Annotated in this window: 11 protein-coding genes; 5 read left to right on the top strand and 6 right to left on the bottom strand. The window is 60.7% G+C overall.

The genetic code is table 11. From position 1 onward, the window contains the following. Window positions 1-68 precede the first annotated feature (68 nt). Window positions 69-971, top strand: a complete 903-nt coding sequence (yvcK, locus tag F3I21_RS04905; protein WP_021508496.1) for a uridine diphosphate-N-acetylglucosamine-binding protein YvcK — start codon at window positions 69-71, stop codon at window positions 969-971. A 30-nt stretch (window positions 972-1,001) separates the two neighbouring features. On the opposite strand, the gene uvrB is transcribed toward yvcK, so the two are convergent. Further along, the gene (uvrB, locus tag F3I21_RS04910) at window positions 1,002-3,023 is read right to left on the bottom strand and encodes an excinuclease ABC subunit UvrB (RefSeq protein WP_021508497.1); all 2,022 of its coding nucleotides are present in this window, start codon (window positions 3,021-3,023) and stop codon (window positions 1,002-1,004) included. A 918-nt stretch (window positions 3,024-3,941) separates the two neighbouring features. Between uvrB and F3I21_RS04915 the strand changes: the two genes are divergently transcribed. Then, complete coding sequence (locus tag F3I21_RS04915) at window positions 3,942-4,658, top strand: ABC transporter ATP-binding protein (RefSeq protein WP_021508499.1); 717 nt, start codon at window positions 3,942-3,944, stop codon at window positions 4,656-4,658. 42 nt (window positions 4,659-4,700) lie between these two features. Here F3I21_RS04915 and bioD read toward each other — a convergent pair whose 3' ends face one another. Genes bioD through bioB form a run of 4 tightly spaced genes read right to left on the bottom strand, consistent with a single transcriptional unit; the run spans window position 4,701 to window position 8,288 of the window. Continuing rightward, on the bottom strand, window positions 4,701-5,372 hold the full coding sequence (gene bioD, locus F3I21_RS04920; protein ID WP_021508500.1) for a dethiobiotin synthase: 672 nt from the start codon (window positions 5,370-5,372) through the stop codon (window positions 4,701-4,703). Then, window positions 5,369-6,124, bottom strand: a complete 756-nt coding sequence (gene bioC / locus F3I21_RS04925) for a malonyl-ACP O-methyltransferase BioC (RefSeq protein WP_058757848.1) — start codon at window positions 6,122-6,124, stop codon at window positions 5,369-5,371. Before bioC ends, bioD begins: the two co-directional genes overlap by 4 nt. Then, the gene (gene bioF / locus F3I21_RS04930) at window positions 6,105-7,256 is read right to left on the bottom strand and encodes an 8-amino-7-oxononanoate synthase (RefSeq protein ID WP_150058426.1); all 1,152 of its coding nucleotides are present in this window, start codon (window positions 7,254-7,256) and stop codon (window positions 6,105-6,107) included. Before bioF ends, bioC begins: the two co-directional genes overlap by 20 nt. Further along, the gene (bioB, locus tag F3I21_RS04935; RefSeq protein WP_150058427.1) at window positions 7,257-8,288 is read right to left on the bottom strand and encodes a biotin synthase BioB; all 1,032 of its coding nucleotides are present in this window, start codon (window positions 8,286-8,288) and stop codon (window positions 7,257-7,259) included. 87 nt (window positions 8,289-8,375) lie between these two features. On the opposite strand from bioB, the gene bioA reads away from it, so the two are divergent. Together bioA and F3I21_RS04945 are read left to right on the top strand one after the other, a co-directional pair. Next, entirely contained in the window at window positions 8,376-9,668 is a 1,293-nt protein-coding gene (bioA, locus tag F3I21_RS04940; protein ID WP_058769466.1) for an adenosylmethionine--8-amino-7-oxononanoate transaminase, read from the top strand. Between the two features lie 67 nt (window positions 9,669-9,735). Further along, window positions 9,736-10,212: a kinase inhibitor gene (locus F3I21_RS04945; RefSeq protein ID WP_058781275.1), complete on the top strand. Its 477-nt coding sequence runs from the start codon at window positions 9,736-9,738 to the stop codon at window positions 10,210-10,212. 78 nt (window positions 10,213-10,290) lie between these two features. Here F3I21_RS04945 and pgl read toward each other — a convergent pair whose 3' ends face one another. Next, entirely contained in the window at window positions 10,291-11,286 is a 996-nt protein-coding gene (pgl, locus tag F3I21_RS04950; RefSeq protein ID WP_058781274.1) for a 6-phosphogluconolactonase, read from the bottom strand. A 148-nt stretch (window positions 11,287-11,434) separates the two neighbouring features. On the opposite strand from pgl, the gene F3I21_RS04955 reads away from it, so the two are divergent. Next, a complete protein-coding gene (locus F3I21_RS04955) occupies window positions 11,435-12,253 on the top strand; it encodes a pyridoxal phosphatase (protein WP_058757854.1) in 819 nt (272 codons plus the stop codon). The last annotated feature ends 30 nt before the right edge of the window (window positions 12,254-12,283 follow it).

A 12,283-nucleotide genomic window follows, 5' to 3' on the forward strand; every position in this document is an offset into this window, starting at 1 on the left:
GCGACAGATATTGATACACATCAGTTGAACGCCGTCTGCACCGCACGTGCGGCGTTTTAAGGAGCAGCATGAATCGTACCCTGGCAGATTTGGATCGCGTGGTGGCACTCGGCGGCGGCCACGGCCTTGGCCGCGTGATGTCGGCGCTGGCGCCGCTGGGCTCACGCCTGACCGGCATCGTCACCACCACCGACAACGGCGGATCCACCGGCCGCATACGCCGTTCAGAAGGCGGCATTGCCTGGGGCGACATGCGCAACTGCATTAATCAGCTGATCACCGAACCCAGCGTGGCCTCTGCCATGTTCGAGTATCGCTTTACCGGCAACGGCGAACTGGCCGGGCATAATCTGGGCAATCTGATCCTGAAAGCGCTCGATCACCTCAGCGTGCGTCCGCTGGAAGCCATCAACATTATCCGCAACCTGCTGAAGGTGGATGCGTTTCTGATTCCGATGTCAGAGCAGCCGGTGGACCTGGTCGCGCAGGATAGCGAAGGTAATATGGTGTACGGCGAAACGGCGATTGACGAAATGAAGCAGGCGCCGGAAGAGCTGATGCTGCACCCCAATGTGGTGCCGACGCGTGAAGCGCTGGACGCCGTCGCCGAGGCCGATTTGATCCTGATTGGTCCCGGCAGTTTTTACACCAGCCTGATGCCGATTCTGCTGATGGAGGAGATGGCACGCGCGCTGCGCCGGACGCCCGCCACCATGGTGTTCATCGGAAATCTCGGGCGCGAACTGAGTCCGGCGGCGGCCAGCCTGACGGTCGCCGACAAGCTGGCGATGATGGAAAAAGCCATTGGCAAACGGGTGATTGACGCTGTAGTGGTCGGCCCGTCAGCAGACACGCGCGGCGTCACTGAGCGGTTGATCGTGCGCGAACCGCTGGAAGCCGCCGATATCCGCTATCGTCACGACCGCCAGCTGCTGCGCCGCGCGCTGGAACATGCCATTCAGGCGGTTTAGCCGGCGCGCAACGTGACCGCCGGCTTCACATTAAGAGGCGGCGATAAACAGTTCACGCAGCTCGTGCAGCTGGTCGCGCACCCGCGCGGCCTCTTCGAACTCCAGGTTCTGCGCGTGCTGCTGCATCTGACCTTCCAGCTCGTGGATCTTCTTCTGCATGGCCTGTGGCGTGAGCGCCAGATAGCTGGCCTCAGCCTCGGCGGCAGTGCGTGAAGCCGTTTTACCTTTACCGCGCGTTTTCACCACGTTTTTGCCCAGCTCAAGAATATCGGTGATTTTCTTGTTCAGGCCCTGCGGCACAATGCCCCGCTCTTCGTTATAACGCTGCTGCTTCTCGCGGCGGCGCTCGGTCTCTTCCATCGCCCGCGCCATCGACGGCGTGATCTTATCTGCGTAGAGAATCGCTCTGCCGTTGACGTTACGCGCCGCGCGTCCGATGGTCTGAATCAGTGAGCGCTCGGAGCGCAGGAAGCCCTCTTTATCGGCGTCCAGAATCGCCACCAGCGACACTTCCGGCATATCCAGCCCTTCGCGCAGCAGGTTGATCCCCACCAGCACGTCAAACTCTCCGAGGCGCAGATCGCGTATGATCTCCATACGCTCAACGGTATCAATGTCGGAATGCAGATAGCGCACCTTCTCGCCGTGCTCTTCAAGATACTCGGTGAGGTCTTCGGCCATGCGCTTGGTCAGCGTGGTAACCAGCACGCGCTCGTTGATTTCGACGCGCTTGCGGATCTCCGACAGCAGATCGTCGACCTGGGTCGCCACCGGACGCACCTCAAGAATCGGATCGAGCAGACCGGTAGGCCGCACCACCTGATCGATGACGTCGCCGCCCGATTTCTCCAGCTCGTAGTTACCTGGCGTGGCCGAGACATAAATGGTTTGCGGTGCGAGCGCTTCAAACTCTTCAAAGCGCAGCGGACGGTTGTCCAGCGCCGACGGCAGGCGGAAACCGTACTCCACCAGTGTCTCTTTACGCGCGCGGTCACCGCGATACATGCCGCCAATCTGCGGAATAGTCACGTGGGATTCATCGACCACCAGCAGGCCATCCGCCGGCAGGTAATCAAACAGCGTCGGCGGCGGCTCGCCCGGTCCGCGCCCGGAGAGATAGCGCGAATAGTTTTCAATGCCCGAGCAGTAGCCGAGTTCGTTCATCATTTCGAGGTCAAACTGGGTGCGCTGGGTGATGCGCTGCTCTTCCAGCAGTTTGTTGTTCTCCAGCAGCACTTTGCGCCGCACCGCCAGCTCATCCTTGATCTCTTCCATCGCCTGCAGAATACGCTCGCGCGGCGTCACGTAGTGCGTTTTCGGGTAGATGGTGAAGCGCGGAATCACCGAGATCACCTGGCCGGTCAGCGGGTCGAACAGCGACAGGCGCTCAACCTCTTCATCAAACAGCTCTACACGCAGACCAATGTCATCCGATTCCGCCGGGAAGATATCGATCACTTCGCCGCGCACGCGGAAGGTGCCGCGCTGGAAAACCTGGTCGTTGCGGGTGTACTGCAGTTCGGCGAGGCGGCGCAGGATGCTGCGCTGGTCGATGATCATGCCGCGCGTCAGATGCAGCATCATTTTCAGGTAGAGATCGGGATCGCCCAGGCCGTAGATGGCAGAAACCGACGCCACCACAATCACGTCGCGGCGCTCCAGCATCGCTTTGGTGGCAGAGAGACGCATCTGCTCGATGTGCTCGTTTACCGCCGCATCTTTCTCGATGAAGGTATCCGAACTGGGCACGTAGGCTTCCGGCTGATAGTAGTCGTAGTAGGAGACGAAGAACTCAACGGCATTATCCGGAAAGAACTCTTTCATCTCGCCATACAGCTGTGCCGCCAGCGTTTTATTCGGTGCCATTACCATGGTCGGCCGGTTGAGATCGGCAATGACGTTGGCGATAGTAAAGGTTTTTCCTGAACCGGTAACCCCCAGCAGCGTCTGGTGCGCCAGTCCATCCTCCAGCCCTTCTTCAAGGCGACGAATCGCCTCAGGCTGATCGCCTGAAGGTTTGAAAGCGGAGTTGAGTTTAAAGGCTTTACTCATGGTATTACGGTTCCTGCTGAAGAAGTCGGCGGGCAGGCTGGTAATTCTACTCTGCTATGGCGATTTTGCCAGAAAAAAATACTGGATATAATTACAGATATGCTGCACGATGATGGGGAGATGCCGCGATTCGCTTCAGCGTAATTTATGCGGTAATCCGGAAGCGTTTGTTGCGCAAGGTTATCCCCAGACGAGCAACGCTTTTAACAATTGTCAATAGAGCGTCATTAAATTGCAGTCTGATGACAAGCCAGACAATTCTCAGGCTTGCTTTTAAATAACCTGCTGATTTAAAAGAGATTGGCTCAAAAGCCCAGTTTCGCAGCATTATGTATGCAACCCGCGTATTTCCTCGCTTGCGCCCGGTTTTCAGTCGCTAATGCACAAGGTTATCCACAGGAATAGTGGATAACTGAATCCAGCCCCACGTCCATCGGCTGTGTATAATTTTCCCCTCGCTTATCCTGCCGTGCGAAAAAATTTTTTTTGCGATTATTTTTCCATCATCCCGTGCGGCTTTAACTATTCTTTTGGCGTACCCCATCGTGCCGTAACGGGAAAAAGCCCAGCGTTAAGGCCACTTATTTCTTCAGTCCCTGCCTTATGACAGCACAGATGCACCAGAAACGTTAAGCAGTCAGCACCGTCAAAGTGCAGGCGAGTTATTACTGTGGGCAATTGTTAAGCTTTTCTCATCAATTATGGCGAGTTTCGCTGCCTTTTTCCCCGGTTGAGGCTGCTTTGGCGGATCTGGCCTGGGAATTGCAGTGAATTAACGGTGGAGTGACGAGTCCATGCCGGCAGGATGAACAAGCGCCGCCGGCGACAGCAGTGTCCCAATAGCCATTGTGCATGACTGTATGCCAGACGACACAGAGCGGGAGCATTCAGGCGAATAATCTGGAAGGAGAATGTCAGATGCTGAGTTTACGTTCGGTGAATCAATTTTACGGTCAGAACCATATTTTATGGGATGTGGATCTCGATCTGCCGCCAGGCACCTGCACCGGCGTGCTGGGCAGCCCGGGGATGGGCAAAACCACGCTGGTGAACTGTATTATGGGTCGCCTGCCCATTAATAGTGGATCGATGACCTGGCAGGAAGACGGCGCGCCGCCGGAAAACCTGCTGCTGCAGCCTGCTGAGCAACGCGCGCGCATGGGCATCGGCTACGTACCACAGGGACGCCACATCTTTTCCCAGATGAGCGTGGAAGATAACCTGCTGATTGCGCTGATGGCGGCACAGGACGATCGCAGCCGCGCCATTCCCGAGATGGTGTTTGATCTGTTTCCGGCGCTCTACTCGCTGCGTCATCAGCGCAGCGGCGAACTGCCGATGGATCAGCAGCAGCAGCTGGCCCTGGCGCGCGCGCTGGTGCTGCAGCCGAAACTGCTGATCCTGGATGAACCCACCGAAGGCATGTCGCCGTGGCTGGAGGAGGAGATGGGGAATCTGATTCGCCGCCTGAACCGCGACTATGGCCTGACGATTCTGCTGCTGGAACAGCATGTGTCGTTCATTCGCCGCGTGGCGGACTATTTTCTGCTGCTGCATCGCGGCCGCAACGTGGCGCAGGGCAGCGTGGCGCAGCTGGATGATGTAACGGTGAGTAAGTGGTTAACGGCCACCTAGCGTCGGTAGCGTGCGGCGCAGGGTGCTGCGCCGCCGCGCCATTTACTGTGGCAGGGTAAGGTAACGGCCACAGTCGGCCTGCTGCGCCGCGCTGCTCAGCCACGGAATCTCACCGAGGAACGGGGCCGCAATGCGCTGTTGCAGCGTTGCCAGATATTCCGCATGTCGCTTACCCGGCGGCTGGATGTCATTGGCAATCCAGCCGGCGAGGCGCAACCCGCGCGCCTTCACCGCTTCCGCCGTCAGCATGGCGTGGTTGATGCAGCCGAGCTTCACGCCGACCACCAGAATCACCGGCAGTTGCTCGGCGGCGACCCAGTCGGCATAAGTTTGCGTCGCGGACAGCGGCGTGAACCAGCCGCCCGCGCCTTCCACCAGCACCCATTCAGCCTGCTGTTCCAGCGCGCGTAAGCCAGCGGAGAGCTGCGCAAATTCAATCGGTCTGCCCTCTTCCGCGCTGACGATATGCGGCGACGTCGGTTCGATGAACGCCAGCGGGTTTACCTGCTCATAGCTCAGCGCCAGGCTGCTGTAGCGCTGCAGCGCCAGCGCGTCGCTGTTGCGCACGCCGTCGGGCGTAATCTCGCAGCCGGAGGCCACCGGTTTGTAGCCAGCAGTGCGTAATCCCGCAGCGCTGGCCGCCTGCAACAGAGCGCCGCTGGCGACTGTTTTGCCCACTTCGGTGTCAGTTCCGGTAATAAACCAGCGTGTCATTTTTGTAAAACTCCATACATCAGGTGATAACTGAGACGATAGCCGTGCGCATCCTGCGGCCAGTGCTGCTCCAGCTGCGCCAGCTGCGGGCGCGTCAGCAGAGCCGCGTGTCGCCCATCGTGCAGATGCGTTGCGCCGATGCCTTTCAGCGAGCGCATGGCGCTGAGCGCGCTTGGGAAGTGCAGCGTGACGATCTGCGTCTGGCTGCGCAGCGGCAGGCCCGCGGTCGCCAGGGCAAAGGCATCGCCGCTGAGGAAGCGATTGGCGTGACGCCGACCATCGATCTGCGCCCACGCCTGGTGCACCTCCTGCAGCGAGCCGTCGAGCAGCGTCGAAAACAGCACGCTGCCGCCCGGGCGCGTCACGCGCAGAAACTGCAGCAGCGCGGTGCGCAGATCGCTGCTCCACTGCACCGCCAGGTTGCTCCAGACGCCGTCGACGCTGTTATCTGCCAGCGGTAACTGGTCGATATCGCCCTGTAAATAGTCGTGCGCCGAGTGCTGTTCGCGTGCCGCCTGCAGCATCGCCGGTGACAGATCCAGCGCGCAGACCTGGCGACCGCGATCGCGCCAGTAGCGGCTGAACCAGCCGGTGCCGCAGCCGGCATCCAGCAGCTGCGGGCCAAATCCGGCCGGCGCCAGCGCCAGCAGCGCCTCGCCGCTCTGGCGCTGCAGCTGAGCATGCTGTTCGTAGTGCGCGGCCGCCCGGCCAAACGCCTGCGCCACCGCCTGTTTATTCACCTGCAGCGTCATACAGTGCCTCCAGCAACGCGTCGATATCTTCGGGATGATGCGCGGCGGTGAGCGTAATGCGCAGCCGCGCGGTACCCGGCGGCACCGTTGGTGGCCGGATCGCGCTCACCCAGCAACCGGCCTGCGCCAGCCGTTGTGACAGCGCCAGCGCGGCACGGTTTTCGCCAACGATCAGCGGCTGAATGGCGCTGTCAGAGGCCATCAGCTGCCACGGCAACTGCGCCGCGCCCGCGCGAAAGCGGGCAATATTTTGCTGCAACCGCGCGCGCAGCGCGTCGCCCTGCTGGATCTGCTGCAGCGCCGCCAGCAGCGCACAGCACTGCGCCGGCGGCATGGCGGTGGAATAGATTAAATGGCGCGAGAACTGCTCGACGTAATCTGCGGTGGCGTCATCACACAGCAGCGCGGCGCCGCTGACGCCAAAGCCTTTACCAAAGGTCACCACCAGCAATTCCGGTTTCACCTGCTGCTGCCAGCAGCTGCCGCGCCCCTGCTCACCGGTGACGCCAATGCCGTGCGCATCGTCCACCAGCAGCCAGCCGCCCGCGCGCCGGGTTTCGGCGGCAAGTTCAGCCAGCGGCGCACTGTCGCCATCCATGCTGAATACGCCCTCGGTCACCACCAGCGTACCGCCTTCCGCGCGCGTCGCCAGCAGCTTCGCCAGGCTGGCCGGCTGGTTGTGGGCAAAACGGCGCAGCGTTGCCGGACTGTGGCTGGCGGCATCCAGCAGCGAGGCGTGCGCCAGTTTGTCAGCGATAATGCGATCCGACTTTTGCGCCAGCAGATGGATCACTGCCTGGTTGGCGGCAAAGCCGGAGATAAACAGCAGCGCGCGCGGGTAGCCGAGCCAGGACGCCAGCTGCTGCTCCAGCTGCGCATGGTGACGGCTGTAGCCGGTGACGTGGCCGGAAGCCCCGGCACCGACGCCCGCCTCGCGCACACCCTGCTGCCAGGCGGCCATCACCGCCGGATGCTGGCTCAGGCCGAGGTAATCATTACTGGAAAAGTGGCGATAGCGCTGCCCGTCGAGGGTAATTTCACGCACGCTGTTGTGCTCAATGCGCCGCCGCTGCCGCCAGCTGTCGGCGGCACGCTGCGCCGTCAGCGCCTGCGCAATACGTTCAGACCACATTTACACGGCCGCGTTATAGAACTGCGCGCTGTCGGCGTGCAGCAACTGCTCGCTGAGCTGGTGCTGCTGTTCGTTATCGCCCGCATTCGTTGCGGTGTGCTCCGGATTCAGGCCCAGCTTGCGGAACAGGATCAGATCTTTGTCCTCTTCCGGGTTCGGCGTGGTCAGCAGCTTGCAGCCGTAGAAAATCGAGTTGGCACCCGCCATGAAGCACATCGCCTGGGTCTGTTCGCTCATCTGCTCGCGACCGGCCGACAGGCGCACGTGCGAGGTTGGCATCATGATGCGCGCCACGGCAATGGTGCGGATAAAGTCGAACGGCTCGACGTCATCGTTATCCGCCAGCGGCGTGCCTTTGACTTTCACCAGCATGTTAATCGGCACGCTCTCCGGCGGCGTGGGCAGGTTGGCCAGCTGCACCAGCAATCCGGCGCGGTCGTTAACCGTTTCGCCCAGCCCGACAATGCCGCCTGAACACACTTTGATGCCGGCGTTGCGCACTTTATCCAGCGTATCAAGACGCTCCTGATAGGTACGGGTGGTGATGATGCTGCCGTAAAACTCCGGCGAGGTGTCGAGGTTATGGTTGTAAAAATCGAGCCCGGCGCTGGCCAGCCGCTGCGCCTGATCGTGGTCGAGCGTTCCCAGCGTCATGCAGGTTTCCATGCCCATGGCTTTCACGCCCTGCACCATCTGCTCAAGGTACGGCATGTCGCGCTCATGCGGATTTTTCCACGCCGCGCCCATGCAGAAGCGGCTGGAGCCCGCTGCTTTGGCCTTGCGCGCCGATTCCAGCACCGCTTCCACCTCCATCAGGCGCTCGGTTTCCAGCCCGGTTTTGTAACGCGCGCTCTGCGGACAGTATTTACAGTCTTCCGGACAGGCGCCGGTTTTGATCGACAGCAGCGTGCTGACCTGCACCTGACGCGGGTCGAAGTGCTGGCGGTGCACCTGCTGTGCTTCAAACATCAGCTCGAGAAAAGGTTTATCAAATAGCGCCTGAGCCTGAGCCAGTGTCCAGCGATTAGCCATTGCTTACTCCAAAAAAGGGGGTTCATCCTGACGATTAACGTGGTTATACTTGTAAACTAAATCTTTTCAAAATGGTTTACAAGACAGATGTTCACACAGGACGACCTTCGCTTTGACCGCCAGCATATCTGGCATCCTTACACCTCAATGCGCGATCCGCTGCCGTGCTACCCGGTGGTGGCCGCGCACGGCTGCACGCTGCAGTTGGCCGATGGACGTGAGCTGGTCGACGGCATGTCGTCGTGGTGGGCAGCGATCCACGGCTATAACCATCCGCGTCTCAATCAGGCGTTGCAGCAGCAGATGGCGCAGATGTCACACGTGATGTTCGGCGGCATCACCCATCCGCCAGCCGTGGAGCTGAGCCGCCAGCTGATCGCCATGACGCCCGAGGCGCTGGAGTGCGTGTTCCTCGCCGATTCCGGCTCGATCGCCGTCGAAGTGTCGATGAAAATGGCGCTGCAGTACTGGCTGGGTCGCGGAGAGACGCGGCAGAAATTCCTCACGCTGCAGCGCGGTTATCACGGCGATACGTTTGCCGCCATGTCGGTCTGTGATCCGGAAAACTCGATGCACAGCCTGTGGCGCGGCTACCTGCCCGAGCATCTGTTCGCCCGCGCGCCGCAGTGTGGCTTTGACGATGACTGGGATGACAACGATATTGCCGATTTCGCCCGGCTGATTGAGCAGCACCATCGCAGTATCGCAGCGGTAATTCTGGAACCTATCGTGCAGGGTGCCGGCGGCATGCGTTTCTACCATCCACGCTATCTGCAACAGGTGCGGGCGCTGTGCGATCGCTACGGTTTGTTGCTGATCGCCGATGAGATCGCCACCGGCTTCGGCCGCAGCGGCAAGCTGTTTGCCTGCGAGCACGCCGGCATCACGCCGGACATTTTGTGCCTCGGCAAGGCGCTGACCGGCGGCACCCTGACGCTCTCCGCCACCCTGACCACGCGCGACGTCGCCGATACCATCAGCCGCAGCGCGGCGGGCTGCTTTATGCATGGTCCGACGTTTATGGGCAATCCGCTGGCCTGTGCGGTGGCGGTCGAAAGCCTGAAGCTAATCAACGAAGGGCACTGGCCGGCGCAGGTGGCGGCGATTGAACAGCAGCTGCGAACGGAACTGCTGCCGCTGCGCGACCATCCGATGGTGGCGGATGCGCGCGTGCTGGGGGCGATTGGCGTGATTGAGACCCATCAGCCGGTGAACATGGCGGCGCTGCAGCAGTTCTTCGTGGAACGCGGCGTATGGATTCGCCCGTTCGGTAAGCTGATTTACCTGATGCCACCTTATCTGATTTCTGCCGCACAGCTGACGCAGCTGACGGCGGCGCTAAGCGCTGCACTGGCGGTGGACGGCCACTTTCAGCCCTGACACCGCTGGCACTCGCCGCCATTTTCCACCATCATGGAGAGCAGTACACAACAGGAAAGGAGAGATTATGCGCGTAGTGAGCCAGGATTTTAACGATGGCGATAAAATGCCCGAGCGCCACGTGTTTAACGGCATGGGTTACCAGGGCGATAATCTGTCGCCGCACCTGGCATGGGATGAAGTGCCGGCCGGCACCAAAAGCTTTGTGGTGACCTGCTACGATCCTGATGCCCCGACCGGCTCCGGCTGGTGGCACTGGGTGGTCGCCAATATTCCGGCTGAGGTGACCGTGCTGTCACAGGGCGCCGGTTCCGGCGTGGCGGAACTGCCGGAGGGTGCCATTCAGACGCGCACCGATTTCGGCCAGAGCGGTTACGGTGGCGCAGCGCCGCCGCAGGGCGAATCGCATCGCTACATCTTTACGGTGCATGCGCTGGACGTGGAGAAAATTGAGGTGGACGAAGGTGCCAGCGGCGCGATGGTCGGCTTCAACGTGCACTTCCATGCGCTGGCCAGCGCATCGATCACGGTGAAATACGCCTGATTACATAAGGTGCGCATCGCTGCGCACCCCGGCAGAGGTCGCCGTAGATGGCGACCCTGCATGACTCAGGAGCGTTCCTCAGTCCAGCGCGTGAATCACTACCCACATCGGCCCCTGACCCACGGCGTAACGCGCCAGCGGTTGCAGCAGGCCACGATCGCCAATGCGATAGACTTCAATGTGATGCGATTTCTGCCCCGCCGCTACCAGATACTGACCGCTGCCATCAATGTTAAAGCCACGCGGCTGAGTTTCGGTCGGCTGATAACCTTCAATCGTCAGCACCGAGCCGTCCTCACTGATACTGAACACGGTCAGCGTGCTGCTGGTGCGGTCACAGGCATACAGGAAGCGACCGTCCGGGGTGATATGGATATCCGCTGCCCAGCGTGTGTCGCTGAAGCCCGGTGGCATGATATCAAGACTCTGCACGCGCTCGACCTGGCCGTTAACATTGTTCAGCGCCCAGACGTCGACGGTGCTGTCCAGTTCGTTAACCACATAGCCATAAGCGCCGTTCGGGTGGAACGCCATATGACGCGGGCCGGCCCCTTCTACGGTGGTCACCTGCGGCTGCGCGCGCGGTGCCAGCGTGCCGTCCGCCTGCAGCTGATACAGGCAGATACGATCCTGTTTCAGCGCCGGCACAAACAGCGTCTGGTTGCTGAGATCGATATTCGCCGAATGGCAGCCCTCCAGCCCGTTAATCACCTGCAGCGGCGCCTGCGGCAGGCCGTCGCTGCCAATCGGGCTGATGCTGACGCAGGCATCGTTATAGGAGCCGCAAAACAGATAGTTGCCCTGGCGGTCGGTAGAAATGTGAGTCGGGCTGCCCGGCAGCGGCGCTTCACCGGCCAGGCTTAACGTACCGTCGGCCGCAATGCGGTATGCCAGTACGCGAAAATTCGGACGCACGCCGACATAGAGAAAATCTTTCTTCGGGCTCACCACCATCGGCTGCACCTGGCCGGCCACATCCGTGACCTGCAATAACGTCAGTGCGCCATCTTCCTGCATCTGCCAGGCGTGGATCTGCTGGCTCTCGGGACTGGCGGTATACACGACTTGTTTCATGCGTTTTCCTTATTCGCTGCCTGATGAAAAACAGTAACTGTAGCGCGTTTCACCGCCGCGCGCTGGGCTGATTTGTGCCCTGCTTTTTGTCTCAGGGCCGCTGGCGGGTGTAGACTTAATGCTTTGCTAACTCCGGACGGAAAGTGTAATGAGCTACCGCGTAATCGCCCTTGACCTCGACGGCACCCTGCTGACCCCAAACAAAACCATCCTGCCAGAATCCCTTGAAGCCTTAGCCCGCGCGCAACAGGCTGGCGTTCAGGTGCTGATCGTCACCGGTCGCCATCACTGCGCGATTCACCCGTTTTATCAGGCGCTGCAGCTGACAACGCCCGCCATCTGCTGTAACGGCACGTACCTGTACGATTACCAGGCGCAACGGGTGCTGGCTGCCGATCCGCTGGAGAAAAGTCAGGCGGCGCGGGTGATTGAGATGCTCGATCAGGAGAATATTCACGGTCTGCTGTATGTCGATGATGCGATGCTGTACCAGGAAGCGACCGGCCATGTGACGCGCACCCTCAACTGGGCGCAGTCGCTGCCGGAAGCGCAGCGCCCGCTGTTTGTGCAGGTGCCGAGTCTGGCGCAGGCGGCGCACGACGCGCAGTCGATCTGGAAATTTGCCCTGTCGCATCCGGATACCCGCGCGCTGCAGCAATTTGCCGAACGCACCGAACGCGAGCTGGGTCTGGCGTGTGAATGGTCGTGGCACGATCAGGTCGACATCGCTCAGGCCGGCAACAGCAAAGGCAAACGCCTGGCGCAGTGGGTGGCGAGCCAGGGTCTGAGCATGCAGGACGTGCTGGCGTTTGGCGACAATTACAACGATCTCAGCATGCTGGAGCAGGCCGGGCTCGGCGTGGCGATGGGCAATGCCGATGACGCCATCAAAGCACGCGCGCGCAAAGTGATCGGCACCAACCTTGAGCCGGGCATTGCGCAGGTGATCTACCAGGAAGTGCTGTAATGCCAGGCTGGTCGCGGCACAAGGCATCAG

This window comes from Pantoea sp. B_9, from assembly GCF_008632015.1.
GTDB classification, from domain to species: domain Bacteria; phylum Pseudomonadota; class Gammaproteobacteria; order Enterobacterales; family Enterobacteriaceae; genus Pantoea; species Pantoea dispersa.